15 protein-coding genes are annotated in these 15,138 nt (G+C 71.0%); 10 read left to right on the top strand and 5 right to left on the bottom strand.

Annotated features, from left to right (window positions below):
- Positions 1 to 84: 84 nt before the first annotated feature.
- A complete protein-coding gene (locus tag EIY87_RS02265; RefSeq protein ID WP_125305958.1) occupies positions 85 to 2,094 on the bottom strand; it encodes a DUF6541 family protein in 2,010 nt (669 codons plus the stop codon).
- A 79-nt stretch (positions 2,095 to 2,173) separates the two neighbouring features.
- Between EIY87_RS02265 and glf the strand changes: the two genes are divergently transcribed.
- The 5 genes from glf (at position 2,174) to EIY87_RS02240 (ending at position 7,449) form a co-directional block, all read left to right on the top strand.
- Positions 2,174 to 3,397 (top strand): UDP-galactopyranose mutase, encoded by a 1,224-nt coding sequence (glf, locus tag EIY87_RS02260; protein ID WP_125305957.1) that lies wholly within the window; start codon positions 2,174 to 2,176, stop codon positions 3,395 to 3,397.
- Complete coding sequence (locus EIY87_RS02255) at positions 3,390 to 3,908, top strand: phosphatase PAP2 family protein (protein ID WP_125305956.1); 519 nt, start codon at positions 3,390 to 3,392, stop codon at positions 3,906 to 3,908. The genes glf and EIY87_RS02255 overlap by 8 nt, the downstream gene beginning before the upstream one ends.
- Positions 3,905 to 4,864 (top strand): decaprenyl-phosphate phosphoribosyltransferase, encoded by a 960-nt coding sequence (locus EIY87_RS02250; protein WP_125305955.1) that lies wholly within the window; start codon positions 3,905 to 3,907, stop codon positions 4,862 to 4,864. Before EIY87_RS02255 ends, EIY87_RS02250 begins: the two co-directional genes overlap by 4 nt.
- Positions 4,865 to 4,974: 110 nt before the next feature.
- Entirely contained in the window at positions 4,975 to 5,850 is an 876-nt protein-coding gene (locus EIY87_RS48230) for a hypothetical protein (RefSeq protein ID WP_225439642.1), read from the top strand.
- A gap of 81 nt (positions 5,851 to 5,931) precedes the next feature.
- On the top strand, positions 5,932 to 7,449 hold the full coding sequence (locus tag EIY87_RS02240) for a hypothetical protein (protein WP_125305954.1): 1,518 nt from the start codon (positions 5,932 to 5,934) through the stop codon (positions 7,447 to 7,449).
- 2 nt (positions 7,450 to 7,451) lie between these two features.
- On the opposite strand, the gene EIY87_RS02235 is transcribed toward EIY87_RS02240, so the two are convergent.
- The 3 genes from EIY87_RS02235 to EIY87_RS02225 all read right to left on the bottom strand — a co-directional run bounded on the left by EIY87_RS02235 (position 7,452) and on the right by EIY87_RS02225 (position 10,282).
- Positions 7,452 to 8,066 (bottom strand): VC0807 family protein, encoded by a 615-nt coding sequence (locus tag EIY87_RS02235; protein ID WP_125305953.1) that lies wholly within the window; start codon positions 8,064 to 8,066, stop codon positions 7,452 to 7,454.
- A 90-nt stretch (positions 8,067 to 8,156) separates the two neighbouring features.
- On the bottom strand, positions 8,157 to 8,912 hold the full coding sequence (locus tag EIY87_RS02230; protein WP_125305952.1) for a decaprenylphospho-beta-D-erythro-pentofuranosid-2-ulose 2-reductase: 756 nt from the start codon (positions 8,910 to 8,912) through the stop codon (positions 8,157 to 8,159).
- Positions 8,909 to 10,282, bottom strand: coding sequence for an FAD-binding oxidoreductase (locus EIY87_RS02225; protein ID WP_125305951.1), 1,374 nt, complete (start codon positions 10,280 to 10,282; stop codon positions 8,909 to 8,911). The genes EIY87_RS02230 and EIY87_RS02225 overlap by 4 nt, the downstream gene beginning before the upstream one ends.
- A 125-nt stretch (positions 10,283 to 10,407) precedes the next feature.
- Between EIY87_RS02225 and EIY87_RS02220 the strand changes: the two genes are divergently transcribed.
- Together EIY87_RS02220 and EIY87_RS02215 are read left to right on the top strand one after the other, a co-directional pair.
- Positions 10,408 to 10,878: a GtrA family protein gene (locus EIY87_RS02220; protein ID WP_191983919.1), complete on the top strand. Its 471-nt coding sequence runs from the start codon at positions 10,408 to 10,410 to the stop codon at positions 10,876 to 10,878.
- A gap of 8 nt (positions 10,879 to 10,886) precedes the next feature.
- Entirely contained in the window at positions 10,887 to 12,806 is a 1,920-nt protein-coding gene (locus EIY87_RS02215; RefSeq protein WP_125305950.1) for a glycosyltransferase, read from the top strand.
- 53 nt (positions 12,807 to 12,859) lie between these two features.
- Here EIY87_RS02215 and EIY87_RS02210 read toward each other — a convergent pair whose 3' ends face one another.
- Positions 12,860 to 13,105, bottom strand: a complete 246-nt coding sequence (locus EIY87_RS02210) for a hypothetical protein (protein ID WP_125305949.1) — start codon at positions 13,103 to 13,105, stop codon at positions 12,860 to 12,862.
- A gap of 113 nt (positions 13,106 to 13,218) precedes the next feature.
- Here EIY87_RS02210 and EIY87_RS02205 point away from each other — a divergent pair, with 113 nt between their 5' ends.
- From EIY87_RS02205 to EIY87_RS02195, 3 genes are all read left to right on the top strand, one after another.
- On the top strand, positions 13,219 to 13,983 hold the full coding sequence (locus EIY87_RS02205) for an ESX secretion-associated protein EspG (protein ID WP_125305948.1): 765 nt from the start codon (positions 13,219 to 13,221) through the stop codon (positions 13,981 to 13,983).
- A 129-nt stretch (positions 13,984 to 14,112) separates the two neighbouring features.
- Positions 14,113 to 14,559: a hypothetical protein gene (locus EIY87_RS02200; RefSeq protein WP_125305947.1), complete on the top strand. Its 447-nt coding sequence runs from the start codon at positions 14,113 to 14,115 to the stop codon at positions 14,557 to 14,559.
- A gap of 4 nt (positions 14,560 to 14,563) precedes the next feature.
- Entirely contained in the window at positions 14,564 to 15,136 is a 573-nt protein-coding gene (locus EIY87_RS02195) for a DUF3558 family protein (RefSeq protein WP_125305946.1), read from the top strand.
- Positions 15,137 to 15,138: the final 2 nt, after the last annotated feature.

Raw genomic sequence — 15,138 nt, 5'->3', positions numbered from 1 at the left:
GTCCTTCCCTGCAGACGTCCGAGATCCCCGGGGGGTCGGGGGCCCTCGTGGCCGCGGAAGGGGCGCCGCGGCCACGAGGGCGCACTACTTCACGATCCGGTAGATCACGGCGCCCGGGTTGCGGTAGACCGGCCGCACGAAGTCGTGCCCGTCCAGGTGCTGCAGCCCGCGCGCGATCGGGGTGTCCCGGCGGATGGTGCCGCTGCCCACCAGCACGTAGTGGATGTTCAGCCGCCGCACCGCCGCGCGCACCTCGGGGTCGCTGTCGAAGTCCGCGAAGTGCTGGGCGAGGTAGACAGCGTCCTTCGGCGCGACGCCGGCGTCGTAGTGGCCGGCCACCGGGTGCACGCCGGTCAGCGCGTACATCCAGGCCGTGCCGTCGAGCCGGTCGTTGAGCACCTTCTGGTCGGCGGGGATGCCGAGCGTGCCCAGCCGGTCCATCGCCTCGATCTCGTCGGCGCTCACCGGCGGGACCACCTCGCCGGGCAGGCCGTTGTAGTAGAGCAGCGACACCGTCTTGGCGTTGGCCGCGCGGTAGAACCCGCCGGTCAGCACGCCCATCGCGACGACCAGCAGCACCGCCGACGCCAGCCCGACCCGGCCGGTCAGCCACGGCCGCGCGCGCACCCACGCACGGCTGCCGGCGGCCTTCGCCACCCACCGCTGGGCCTCGCTCATGCCGTGCGCGGCGAGCAGGCACAGCGGGATCGAGGCCAGCGCCATCAGCCGGAAGCGGTCGTTCCACCAGGGCCGGGACAGGCTGATCACCCAGTCCTCGCCGCCGAAGCAGGCGACGACCACGAACAGCGCGGACAGCCCGAGCGCGGAGAGCACCAGCCAGCGCATCCGCCGCAGCGCGGCGAGCGTGAGGACGCCGATCGCGAGGAACACCGTCAGCCAGATCTGCGGGACCGGCAGCACCTGCTTGAACGTCGCCAGCATGGCCAGCGCCTTCCACACCGGCATGTGCGAGCCCCAGGCGTGGTACGGGTACGAGCCGGACGTGAAGGTGATCGCACCGAGGATCATCGGCGCGGACAGCAGCCCGGCCGCCGCCATCACCGGCAGCATCCGCAGCACGTCGCCGCCGATCACCCGCCAGGCCCGGCGTCCCTCGGCGGCGCCGTCGACGCGGCGGCCGCGCAGCGCCCGGTACCAGCGCTGCACGACCAGCGGGAACGCGAACAGCAGCGCCCCGAACAACGCGCTGGAGTGCGCCGCGAGCAGCCCGGCCGCGCTCAGCGCCAGCACCGCGCCGGTGTCGACGCCCGGCCGCACCACGAACCGCTGGAGCGCGACCACCGCCAGCGGCGTCAGCACGATGCCGAGCGCGAACGGCAGCAGCCCGCTCGACACCGACTCGTACGCCCCGGTCGTCGCGCCGCCCGCGACCAGCGCCGCGCTGCCGGCGAACACCGCACGGCCGCCGAGCTGGCGCACCAGCGCGACCAACGCGAGCGCGAACAGCCCGGCGATCGGCATCGTCACGGCGTTGAGCGTGACCGGGATCGAGGTCCCGGACAGCTGGTAGACCAGCGCGCCGACCAGGTGGTAGGCGTTCGGGTAGAAGGAGCCCTCGGGGTACCAGTTGATGGTGCCCATGCCGGTCAGCGAGCCGTCGCCGGTCTCGGCGATGTAGCGGATGCCGTTCGCGTGGAACACGGTGTCCCAGCGCTGGAACACCGCGGTCGTCCCGCCGCGGCCGGAGACCACGACGGCGATCGAGACGGCGGTGGCGATCGCGACGCAGGCGCCGACGGCCAGGTGCGCGCGGCGCGTCCACGGCAGCGGCGGCTCCTCGGCACCCGGCGCCGACCAGCCGCGCGCGGCGAACAGCCGGCGCAGGCCGAAGAGCACGGCGGCGAGCAGCAGCGTGCCGGCGGCGACGCTCGCCGGGCCGTACGGGACGTGCGCGATGGCGAGCCACGGACCGGCCAGGCCGGTGATGGCGTAGCTGAGCAGCGGCGCGAGCCCGGCCAGGGCCCAGCCGCGCAGGCCGGCGGCCCACCCGACGACCCCGCCGGGGACCGCCAGCACGGCCAGGTACGTGGCCACCGCGGCGAAGTAGCTCCAGAAGTCCTCGGGTGCAGGCACTGCTTTCCAGGTGTGTCGTAGGCCGAAATGTGATAGTCGGGTGCGGGCCGGGTTCGCGACCCCCGTACCCTCGACGCCCGTGAGCGCGCACACGAACCCCGCACAGATTACTGAAGCCGATTTCGCAGGTTACGACCTCGTCGTCGTCGGGTCCGGTTTCTTCGGCCTGACCGTCGCCGAACGGGCCGCGGCCGAGCTGGGCAAGAAGGTCCTCGTCCTCGAGCGGCGCGGCCACATCGGCGGCAACGCGTACTCGGAGCCGGACCCGGAGACCGGGATCGAGGTGCACAAGTACGGTGCGCACCTGTTCCACACGTCGAACAAGCGCGTCTGGGAGTACGTGAACCGCTTCACCGAGTTCACGAACTACCAGCACCGCGTGTTCGCCCGGGTCAAGGACCAGGTCTACTCGTTCCCGATGAACCTGGGCCTGATCAACCAGTTCTTCGGCAAGTCCCACACCCCGGACGAGGCCCGCGAGCTGATCGCGAAGCAGGCGTCGGAGTTCGAGACGTCCGCCGCGCAGAACCTCGAGGAGAAGGCGATCTCGCTGATCGGCCGCCCGCTCTACGAGGCGTTCATCAAGGGCTACACCGCGAAGCAGTGGGAGAACGACCCCAAGAACCTGGGCGAGAACATCATCACCCGCCTGCCGGTCCGCTACAACTTCGACAACCGGTACTTCAACGACACCTACGAGGGCCTGCCCGTCAACGGGTACACCGCGTGGCTCGAGAAGATGGCCGAGCACGAGAACATCGAGATCCGCCTGAACGTCGACTACTTCGACGTCCGCGAGCACATCCCGGCGGGCACCCCGACCGTCTACACCGGTCCGCTGGACCGCTACTTCGGCTACTCGGCGGGCCGGTTCACCTGGCGCACCGTCGACTTCGAGTCCGAAGTGGCCGAAACCGGCGACTTCCAGGGCACCTCGGTCGTCAACTACAACGACCAGGAAGTCCCGTACACCCGGATCATCGAGTTCCGCCACTTCCACCCGGAGCGGGACTACCCGAAGGACAAGACGGTCATCTTCCGCGAGTACTCGCGCTTCGCGGGCGAGGAAGACGAGCCGTACTACCCGATCAACACCCCGGACAACCGCGAGAAGCTCGAGGCCTACCGCGAGCTGGCCAAGGTCGAGGCGCGCGAGAAGAACGTGCTGTTCGGCGGCCGCCTCGGCACGTACAAGTACCTCGACATGCACATGGCCATCGGCTCGGCGCTGTCGGCGTTCGACAACAAGATCGCCCCGCACCTGACCGACGGCGCGCCGCTCGACGGGTCCCTCGATGCTTGAGAAGGGGAGCCCGACGGGCGAGGTCGCGGTCCTGGCGAAGGCGCAGGGCTTTCTGAAGAGTGAAGCTTCGGTGAAGGCCGCGCGCGGCATGTCCCACTTCGGGGAGCACGCGCTGGGCTGGTTCGGCCTGGGCGTTCTCGGTGCCTTGGTCGACAAGGAGCGGCGCAAGGACTGGCTGGTCGCCTCGGCGGGCGTCGTCGGCGCACACGCCGCGTCGATCGCGGTGAAACGCGTGGTCAGGCGGCCGCGACCGGACCACCCGAGCGTCGAGGTACTGGTCGGCACGCCGAGCAAGCTGAGCTTCCCGTCGTCGCACGCGACGTCCACTACGGCGGCGGCGGTGCTCTACTCCGGATTGACCGGGCGTAACCTGGTGCCCGCCCTGGTACCGCCGATGCTGGCCTCGAGGCTCGTGCTCGGCGTTCACTATCCGACAGACGTTTTGGCCGGTGCAGCTCTCGGGGGGCTCGTCGGTGGTCTGATACGACGGAAGCTGAAGAAGAACCCATGAGCGAAACGACCGAGCAGCGCCCCAGCGAAGAAGCGGCCGTGACGACGGAGACGCCGGAGACCACCGCGTCACCCGGTCGCTTCGGCCTGGTGGGCGGCGTCATCAAGACGGCGCGGCCGCGCCAGTGGGTGAAGAACGTCCTGGTCTTCGCGGCCCCGTTCTTCGCGTTCTCGAAGTCGACCGACCGCACCGGTCTCCTGATCGACGCGATCATCGCCTTCGTGGCCTTCTCCCTGACGGCGAGCTCGGTCTACCTGATCAACGACGCGATCGACGTCGAGGCCGACCGGGCCCACCCGACCAAGCGCAACCGGCCCATCGCGGCCGGCATCGTGCCGGTCCCCGTCGCGTACGGGGCCGCGGTCGTGTTCTTCCTGGCCGGCCTCGGCGTGTCGTTCTTCGCCAGCTGGCAGCTCGCGATCGTGCTGGGCGTCTACGAGGCCGTCCAGCTCGGCTACTGCTTCGGCCTGAAGCACCAGCCGGTGGTCGACCTGGCCATCGTCGGCTCGGGCTTCCTGATGCGCTCGATCGCCGGCGGTGTCGCGGGCGGGATCGCGCTTTCGCAGTGGTTCCTGCTGGTCACGGCGTTCGGTTCGCTGTTCATGGTCGCCGGCAAGCGCTACGCGGAGATCATGCTCTTCGAGCGCACCGGCGCGAAGATCCGCTCGTCGCTGAAGAAGTACTCGGCCAGCTACCTGCGGTTCGTCTGGGCGACGTCGGCGGCCATCCTGATCATGTCGTACTGCCTGTGGGCGTTCGAGATCCGCCAGACCGAGCACAACTCGGTGTGGGCGCTCATCTCGATGGTCCCGTTCGTGGTGGCGGTGCTGCGGTACGCGGTCGACGTCGACGGCGGCATCGCGGGCGAGCCGGAGGAGATCGCGCTCAAGGACCGCATCCTCCAGGTCCTCGGCGCGACCTGGGTGATCACGCTGTTCCTGGCGTTCTACCTGTGACGTCTCATGGCGGATCGACAGGTTCGTTTCAGCTGACGCACAGCTGAGGAGCGCACCCTGAGGTGGTGGGGGCGGGCACTGCGCCCGTCCCCGTGACCACAGGAGCGACGATGAACGACCAGCCGCGCGAGGAGCAGGCTCCGCAGGGAGCCGACCAGCCCACCGTCGAGCAGCCGACCACCTCGGCGGCGCCCGGCCAGGCACCTCCCGCCCAGCCAGGGGCGGCTTCGGGTGCGGCGGCCCCGGCTGAGCAGACCGCGGTCTTGGGCCAGCCCGCCACCCCGGCAGCCGGAACCTCGGCGGCGCCCGGCCAGCAGCCGCCGTCCCCGCCCGCGGCGACCCCGGGCGAACCTGCCGCCCCGGCAGCCGAGCCGACTGCGGTCCCAGGCCAGCAGCCCCAGCCCGCCACTCCGGCGGCCGACGGCGGCACCGCGCAGGCCCCGGCGGCGCCCGCTCAGCAGCCGCCGTCTCAGCCCGCGGCGACCCCGGGCGAATCTGCCGCCCCGGCAGCCGGAACTTCGGCGGCGCCCGGCCAGCAGCCGCCCTCCCAGCCTGCGGCGGCCCCGGCCGAGCCCGCCACCCCGGCAGCCGACCAGACCGCCGTCCTCGGCCAGCAGCCTCCGCAACCGCAGCCCGGCACCCCGGCGCCACCCACCCCGCAGCTCTCCCAGCCCGGCCCCGGCCAGTCCTACGGCACCTGGACCCCACCCCCAGCCGCCCCACGCCAGCCGGGCGGCTTCCGGCGCTTCGTCGGCCACCGCGCCACCCAGCTGGTCGCGGTCGGGGTCCTCGGCCTCCTGGTCGGCGGCGGCATCGTCGGCGGGATCGCCGCCGCGAGCCACCACGGCCCCCGCGACGGCCGGCCCGGCATCCACCGCCAGTACAGCGGCCCCGGCGGCAACCAGGACGGCCGCGGCCCAGGCTTCCGCGGCGGCCAAGGTCAAGGCCAAGGCCACCAGGGCCAAGGCAGCGGCGACGGCATCTGACCCACCCCGGGGACTGTGGTCTGCACCACCGACCCCCCGCTCAGATCACGGAAGCATCACGGGCGGGGTACGGTGTCCGGGATGCGAAGCGCCTCCGCAGAACTCCCCACCGCCGCCGGTGCGCTGCCCGCGGCCGTGCCCGTCACCCGTCCGTGGGTCCTCCCGGCGGGTGCCGCGGTGGCCTCCGCGCTCGTGTTCGCCCTGGTCAGCCACCATCTCATCGATGACACCTACATCACGCTGTCCTACGCGAAGAACCTCGCCTTCCACGCCCACTGGGGCCTGATCGAGCAGGGGACGGCGAACACCGCGACGTCGCCGCTGAACGTCCTGGCCCTCGGCGCGGTCACGTTCGTCGTCCGCGACGCCGTGCTCGCCGCCGGGGTCGTGTTCGTCGTCGCGCAGGTGCTGCTCGTGCTCGGGCTGCGCCGGCTCGGCGAGCGCACCGGGCTGCCCGCCGCGTTCGCGCCGCTCACCTTCGCGTTGCTGCTGGTGAACCCGCTGCTGCTGTCGTCGATCGGGCTGGAGGTCGCGCTCGGGGCCACCGGCGTCGTCTGGGCGCTCGTGTACGCCGGGGAGCGCCACGCGGGACGGCTGGGTGTCGTGATCGGGCTGCTCGCGCTCGTCCGGATCGACCTGCTGCTGATCGCGGCGGTGCTGTTCGCGGCCCGCCGCGGGTTCTGGGCGGGCATCTGGCGGACGGCGTTCTCGGCGCTCGCCGTGATGCTCCCGTGGTTCGGCTTCAGCTGGCTGGTGCTCGGCTCGGCCGTGCCGGACACGCTCGTCATCAAGATCAGCCAGCAGTCGTGGGGACCGTTCAGCTTCACGAACGGCCCGCTGCTGTACTGGCGCAACTTCCCGACCGCGGCCGCGCTGTCGTTCCTGCCGCTGCTGCTCGCCGCCGCGGCGGGGGTGGTCTGGGTCGTCCAGTACCGCCGCGGCTCCGAAACCGCCCGCCGCCTGACGCCGTTCGCCGCGCTCGCCGTCGCGGGTGCGCTGCACTACGTCGCCTACAGCCGCCTGGGCGTGCCGCCGTACCACTGGTACTACGCGCCCAGCATCATCGGCGCGACGGTCTTCCTCGCCGCCGGCGCCTCGGCGGTGCCGGAGCGGGTGCGCCGCGGGGCGTGGACGGCCGGCGCCGCGGTGGTCGCGGCCAGCGTCGCCGTGTACGCCGTGCCGGGCCTTCCGCGCCAGTTCGCGCCGATCACCAGCAACCACGCGTCGACGACGGAGTACCGCGAGATCGGCCAGGAGCTGGCGGCGATCGCGCACGGCCGCAAGGTGGAGACGGCGGGCGAGGTCGGCGCGCTGGCCTACGCGTGCGACTGCGAGCTGGTCGACGAGTTCTCCGACCGCGGCGCGGTCGACCCGGCGATCACCGAGACGAAGCGCCGCAGCGGCGACATCGGCCGCGCGCTGCTGGAAGCCAACTTCCACAACTTCGACCACAGCGTCGCCCCGATCAGCCCGGACCTGGTCCTGGCGACGACCCGTCGCGCGCCCCCGCCGGCGGCGCTGGCGAGCTGGCGGATCGACTCGCCGTGGATGGGCAGCCAGAACCTCTACCTGGTGCCCGCCCACGCGGCGGGGAGCTGACCTCAGGCGTCCGCCGTCCGCTGGACGCCCAGCCGCCGCCGGGTCAGCTTCACCCCAAGGAGGACGCTGCCCGCGGTCAGCGCGGTGTCGAGGACCGGCACGACGTCCACCGGCAGCGTGAACGCCAGCACCACGACGGCGCAGCCCAGCAGGAGGCACCCGGCGCCCCACCAGAGCGTCGCCGACCGCCAGCGCGCCCGGAACGACCGGGAAAGGCCCCACAGCCCTTCGAGGTGCTCGGCGCGCGCGGGCTGGAGCGCGCACACCGCCCGGAACAGCAGCGGCCGCCGTCCGGCGACCAGGCTGGCCAGCAGCACCACCCCGAGCGGGAGCGTGATCCAGGCGCTGCGGACGAGCAGCAGCCGGGCGTCGCCGGAGAACACCGCCACCGCGCCGTTGACCAGCAGCACGGCCAGCACGAACGCGCTGACCGGGTCGAGCCGCCGGTGCCGCGCCAGGACGTACCCGGTCCGCAGCACCGGCGGTACGGCGCTGACCAGCAGCGCCCACAGCGCGTCGACCTCGAAGGAACGCAGGACGTAGTACAGCGCCATCGGGAGGGCGATGTCGCGGAGCAGCATCGCCGGCCCACCGCGGTCGCTCGTCGTGTTCACCATGGTGACAGTCTGTTTCGACGCATCGGGTGAGCACATCGGCGTGCGGGACGGGCCCGGATGGAACTCCGCGTCAACCCCGGGGTGGAGGCCTCAGATGGGGAGCTTGCGGAAGATCGGGCGCGGCACGTGCCGCAGCGCCGACATCACCAGGCGGAACTGCGCCGGTGCCCACACGAGGTCCTTGCCCGCCCGCGCGGCCGCGACGGCGGTCTCCGCCACCTGCTCGGCCGTCTGCGCCAGGGGAGCGTCCTTCAGGCCTTCGGTCATCTTCGTCTTGACGTGGCCCGGCCGCACGACCGTCACCTGCACGCCGGACGGCGCGAGCGCCTCGCCCAGACCCAGGTAGAACCCGTCGAAACCGGCCTTCGTGGAGCCGTAGACGAAGTTGGACCGCCGGACGCGCTCGCCGGCCACCGACGACAGCGCGATCACCGTGCCGTGGCCCTGGACCTTGAGCTTCTCCGACAGCGCGACGCCGACCGACACCGCGGCGGTGTAGTTCACGGTCGCCAGCTCGACGGCCTTCGCGTGGTTCTGCCAGACCTCTTCGGGGTCGCCGAGCAGGCCGAACGCGACGACCGCCACGTCGATGTCGCCGCCCTCGAACGCCTTGTCCAGCACGGCGGGGTGCGACGCGGTGTCCTTGGCGTCGAAGTCCACAGTGGACACCTCGGCGCCGCGGTCCTTCAGGCGCTGCGCGGCCGCGTCCAGCCGGGGCGACGGGCGCGCGGCCAGCACGACCCGCAGGGGCTTTTCGGCCAGGTACTTCTCGGCGATCGCCAGCGCGATGTCCGACGTACCGCCGAGCAGGAGCAGGGACTGGGGGTTGCCCACCGCGTCGATCACAGTTCGAGCCTCCGGCTCATGTCAGAGGCGAAAACGCCTTCGGGGTCAACGGAAGCGCGGATCTTGCGCCATTCTTCGAGCCGCGGGTACATCTTCGCGAACGTCTCCGCGGACGTCCGGGAGTCCTTCGCGGTGTAGAGCCGGCCACCCGCCGCGAGCACGGCGTCGTCCAGCTCCAGGCAGAACGCGCTCAGCCCGCGCTTGATCGGGAAGTCGACGCTGAGCATCCAGCCCGGCGACGGCCACGACATGGGCGCCGGGTTGGCGTCGCCCATGCGCTTGAACACGTTGAGGAACGAGTAGTGGCCCGACGTCGCGATCCGCCGGCAGAGGGCCTTGAGCTGGTCTTCCGCGCCGAACGGCACCGAGAACTGGTACTGCAGGAAACCCTTGGACCCGTAGGCGCGGTTCCACTCGCTCAGCATGTCCAGCGGGTGGTAGAACTGCGTCAGGTTCTGGATCTTGCCGCGCGCGCCCTTCTTGGGCACGGTCTTCTGCCACAGCTCGTTGATCAGCCCGAACGTGAGCTTGTTGCCCAGGCCGTTCGGGAACACGTCCGGCAGGGTCGCCAGCTGCGGCGCGTCGAACTTCAGCGGCTCGGCGCGCAGCTTCGGCGGCAGCTGGTCCAGCTTCGCCAGCGAGCCGCGCGAGAACGTCGCCCGGCCGAGGCGGTGGTCGGACGAGATCAGGTCCGGCACCGACATCGAGTAGTCGTAGGTCAGGTCGGAGCCGTCGGTGAACAGGCCGAGCGTCTCGTCGAGGCTCGACGTGCGGTCGGCGTCGACGATGAAGTACGCCGTCTCGGTCTTCTTCATCCGGATCGTGGCCCGGACGATGATGCCGGTCAGGCCGATGCCGGCCACGGTCGCCCAGAACAGCTCCGACTCCGGGCCCTCCGGGGTGAGCGTGCGCACCTGGCCGTCCGCGGTCAGCAGGTCCATCGACACGACGTGGTTGCCGAAGCTGCCCGCGCTGTGGTGGTTCTTGCCGTGGATGTCGTTGGCGATCGCGCCGCCGATCGTCACCTGCCGGGTGCCCGGGAGCACCGGGACCCAGAGGCCGTGCGGCAGCGCCTCGCGCATCAGCTTGTCGAGGCTGACACCGGCGTCCAGGTCGACCAGGCCCGAGTCGGGGTCGATCGAGTGGATCCGGTCGAGGGCGGTCATGTCGACGACCAGGCCGCCCGCGTTCTGCGCCGGGTCGCCGTAGGACCGGCCGAGGCCACGCGCGATGACGCCGCGCTCGCCGGCCTGGCGCACGGCGCGCGCGATGGTCTCGACGTCCGGTGTGGTCAGGACGTCGGCGACGGTCGGAGCGGTGCGTCCCCAGCCGGTGAGCGTGCGACGCTGTGTCTCGGGGGAGTGGGTCACTCGACCAGGGTAGCCACGCCGAAACACGCCCGGAACGTGACCCTGAAGTGCTCGTCTCTACACTTTGCGCATCAAGGCACAAGCGCCCGCGCGGGTGACCATGACTCAGGCAACGAGGTAATGCAGTGGTGGCGACCGATCCGCAAGCCGACATCGCAGCTGCTCAGCCGTCCTCCATCGGACTGCTCGGGCAGCTCATCCGCTTCGCCCTGATCGGCGGCTTCTGCGCCCTCGTCGACCTGGGTACGTACACCCTGCTGACCCAGGTGGCCGGGATGGCCACTTCACCGTGGGTCGACGTCGCCCGCGCTATCTCTTTCATCGTGGGCACGACCACGGCCTTCTTCCTGAACCGGAAGTTCACCTTCTCGGGTGGACGCCGGGAGGGCAAGGCGCAGATCGGCTCGTTCGTCCTGCTCTACACCGTGACGTTCTTCGTCGCGGTCGGGGTGAACCAGCTGATGCTGCAGGTTCTGCCGGAATCGGCGTGGCAGCACACACTGTGCTGGGCCGTGTCGCAGGCCACGGCCACGGTGATCAATTTCGTGATGCTCAAGTGGGTCGTCTTCCGCGAGCCGTCGACCGAGGAGAACTGAGGAACTCAATGCCCGGTAAAACAGCCACCCCGGCGCCGACCACCCAAGCCGGCGCGGCCGCCGAGACGCGGTTCACCGAGCACACTCCGCAGGGCCGCCTGACGGCGCAGCGCGGGCTCTACGCCGGTCCGGCGCCGATCGTCAGCAAGGACCTGTACGCCGAGCTCGAATGGGGCTCGGCCGTGCGGGAACGTGCGGTCATCTCCCTCGAGCCCGCCACCAAGGTGTCGGGCAACACGTACTTCGGCCGGTTCCCGGCCAGCTACTGGCAGCGCTGGACGACCGTGTCCGAGGTCTCGGTCGAGGCCGTCGTGACCGGTACCGGCCTGCTGTCCATGGGCGCGTCCGACGTCGAGGGCGAGCCGCGCGTGGTGGCCGCCGAGCAGGTCGCCGACGCCAAGCAGCTGAAGGTCGCGCTGACCGGCAAGCTGGACAAGTTCTACGACGGCGGCGCGCTCTGGCTCGACCTCGAGACCGAGGGTGGCCAGACGCTGCGCGTCGAGCAGGTCCGCTGGACGGTCGAGGCGCCGGAGAAGATCCGCCCGACCGCGGTGACCATCTGCACGATGAACCGCGCCGACGACTGCCTGAAGAACCTCCAGGCCCTCGCCGCGGACGTCTCCTCGCTGGAGACCCTGGACGCCATCTACGTCGCCGACCAGGGCACCGACCTCGTCGAGTCCCGTGACGGCTTCGAGCAGGTCGCGAAGGACCTCGCCGACAAGCTGCACTACATCAAGCAGCCGAACCTCGGCGGGGCCGGCGGCTTCACCCGCGGCCTGTTCGAGGTCGCCGGGCACACCGCGACCGAGCACGCGAACGTCCTGTTCATGGACGACGACGTCCTGCTCGAGCCGGACCTGGTGATCCGGATGACGGCGTTCTCCAACCGCGCCGCCAACCCGATCATCGTCGGCGGCCAGATGCTGAACCTGTTCCACCCGAACCAGCTGCACGTCGGCGCCGAGTACGCCCGGCTCAACACCCTCGAGCCCGGCCAGCCGGTCGAGCACTCGCTGTCGACGGCCGACCTGCTCGGCGTGGACGAGGAGACGCTCAAGCCGAACCGCCAGGAGCGCCGCCTCGACGCCGGGTACAACGGCTGGTGGTCGTGCCTGATCCCCTACGAGGTCGTCGAGGCGACCGGCTACCCGCTGCCGTTCTTCTTCCAGTGGGACGACGCCGAGTACTCCTACCGGGCCCGCGCGCACGGCTTCCCGACCGTCACCCTGCCGGGTGCGGGCGTGTGGCACGCGGACTTCCACATGAAGGACTGGGACGAGTGGCACCGGTACTTCAACCTGCGCAACTCGATCATCACCGCCGCGCTGCACTCGCCGTTCAACCTGAACCTGCTCTCGCGGGTGCTGCTCGCGCAGCTGGTGCGCTACCTGCTCGGCATGCAGTACGGCCTGTCGGCGACGCTGATCAAGGCCGTCGAGGACTTCCTCGAGGGCCCGGAGATCCTGCGTGACGGCGGCGTCGAGGCGATGCAGGAGATCCGCCGGATCCGCGACGCCTACCCCGAGACCAAGCGCTACAAGGCGACCGACGTCCCGGGCATCGCGTCCAACGACATCGGCATCATCAACACCGCGCCGCGGCCCAGCATGCAGCGCCTGGTGCTGATCAAGCGGATCATCGACCGGGTGCTCGGCCGCAGCCGCTTCGGCCTCGGCGCGGTCCCGATCGACGAGGCGCACTGGTGGCACATCGCCCTGTTCGACAAGGCGGTCGTCACCGACGCGAACCAGGAAGGCGTCCGCGTCCGCTCCTACGACAAGGTGAAGATGTTCGCGCTGGCCAAGCAGGGCGCGAAGGTCATCCAGCGGCTGCGCAAGGAAGGCGCGGCGGTGCAGGAGCAGTACAAGCGCGCCATGCCCGAGCTGACCTCGCGCGAGAACTGGAAGCGCCTGTACAAGCTCTGAGGTCCCCGGTCGAAGGCCGTCTCACGCCGAGTCGTGAGGCGGCCTTCGCCGTGTCAGCCGTGCATGCCGAAGACGGTGCTCTTGCGGGTGAGGTCGTCGACGTACGCGGCGGCCACGTGGGCGAAGTTGATCGCGACCGCCGAGTGGTCCTTGGTGGTCACCGTTTCGACCGCGCCGGACTTCACGAGCTGGGTGAGCCTGCCCGTGAGCTTGGCGGATTCATCGGTCGTCAGCGCGAACAGCAGCGGTTCCCCGCCGGTGGCGAGGTGCAGCACGAGTGCGGGTTTCGGATCGGCCATGCGTCCATCGGACCAGCGGCGATCTTCGCGCGGCAAGCGGGTTCGCTGAGGGCGGAGCACCCGGTGGCGGTACCGTTCCCCGAGATCGGAAGAACCCGCGGGGGGAAAACGCGATGCCTCACTCGTTCTCGCTGTCGCTGGCGGCGGTGGACATCCTGCTCGAACAGCTCGGGCTGGGCCGCGCGCCGACGCCGTTCGAGGTGCCGCACGTCGGCACGACCGTCGAGCAGCGCGCGATGATCCGCGACGCCGTCGTCCGCGACCTGACCGGCCGCGGGCTGTGGAGCCGCGGCCGCCTCGACGCCGACGCCGAGCTGGCGCTGGCGACGTTCGTCCGCGGCAGCGTGACCATCAGCGCGGCCGCCGAGCTGGGCGACCGGCAGCTGTTCGCCCGCGTCGCCTCCGACGGCCAGTTCGCGGTGCTCGCCAAGCAGGAGGAGAACCTCATCGTCTTCGAGGAGGTCCGCCCGACCGGCATCGTCCCGGCGATCGTCGACCTGCTCCCGCTGACCCCGGCCGCCCCCGGCCAGTCGGTGACGATCTCGCGCCCGGTCCAGCAGCCCCGCACCCAGCGGCGCGACGAGGCGTACGACCCGTTCGCGGGCGTCAGCGCCCCGCGGTCGCACGGCGGTGCCGGCGGCCCCCAGGTCCGCATGATCGAGCGGGTCTTCCAGGAGCCGAAGAAGCGCGTGGGCCAGTTCACGGCCCAGACCCGCGGCGGCACGTTCCCGCCACTGGCCTGGTTCGACACCCCGGCCGGCCGCTGGCTGATGTCCTCCCGCACGGCCGCGGACGGCCAGCGCTGGCTCACCTACGCCCCGGCCGACAACGCGCGCCTGGCCCAGCAGCTGTACGCCCAGCTCGAAGGCCAGTTCTGAGCTTCGGGAACCACCCGGGCGCCCGCTGCGTCCGAAGTGAAGATCGGTGAACCGCGGTTGCGCAGGGTGCCCGGCTAGTAGACTCCCGGGTGCACACGCACGGGCAAAGCGAATTCGGGGTGGACTGCGATGCTGATAGCCGATGGCGGCGGCGGATCGATGTCGGACATCATCAACCCGTTCTCGTCCGGTGCCATGGGCGCCGCGGTGCAGGCCGCCACGGCCGAGACGCAGAAGCTGATCGCCGCGGCCAAGAGCGGCGGCTTCAAGATCACGCCGGAGGGCGTCAAGCCGATCCGTGACGCGTTGAACGACCTGGTGAGCGACCTCGACGGCCTGGGCTACAAGACCGCGGCGCTGGACCAGGCCCCGCAGCTCGGCAGCCACCCGTACGGGCAGACCGTGGCCACGCACGACCAGAAGGGCGCCACGGAAGCCGAGGGTTCGGCGAGGGCGGTGCTGAACCAGCTCAAGACGGTCGCCCGGCAGGCCGACGAAGCCCTCGCGCGGGCCGCCGGCCTGTACAAGGAAACCGAAAACGAAGCCTTTTCCTCGCTCCAGACCAAGCAGGCCTGAGGTAATGCAGAAACTCCTCGTTCGTGTCGTCCTCCCGCTCGTCGCCGGCGGGGCACTGCTGGCAGGCTGCACCACCACGCAGGGTGGAACGGCGTCGCCCGCGCAGTCGCCGTCGGCCAGTGAACCGAGCGCACCGGAGAGCTCTTCGTCGGGTGGGGGCGGCACCGAGTCGATCACCGACCCCTGCTCGCTGATCGAACCCGGCGACCTGACCGGCTACGGCGACTTCAAGGCCCCGGAGAACGGCACCCTCGGTGGCGCCCGCGTGTGCAGCTACCAGAAGAAGACCTCCTCGGCGAGCGACAAGGGCATGGTCGTCGGCGCGAACGTCCGCGACAAGGCCACGATCGACCAGGTCAGGGACACCGGTCGCGGGGTGGTCGACAAGGAGATCAACGGCCGCAAGGCGAAGGAGTCGCCGGACGGGGTCGCCCCCGGGTGCACGCTCGGGCTGGCCGTCGGCGACGCGTCCCGCGTGGACGTGGCGGTGACGGCGGTCGATTCGTCGGAAGAGGCTTGCCAGATCGCCGAAGAAGTGGCCACGAAGGCCGTCGAACCCCGGTTGCCGAAGGGATAGGG

It is taken from the genome of Amycolatopsis eburnea (assembly GCF_003937945.1).
GTDB classification, from domain to species: domain Bacteria; phylum Actinomycetota; class Actinomycetes; order Mycobacteriales; family Pseudonocardiaceae; genus Amycolatopsis; species Amycolatopsis eburnea.
Note: the sequence above shows the minus strand (reverse complement) of the source record. Positions and strands in the feature narration are given on the sequence as shown.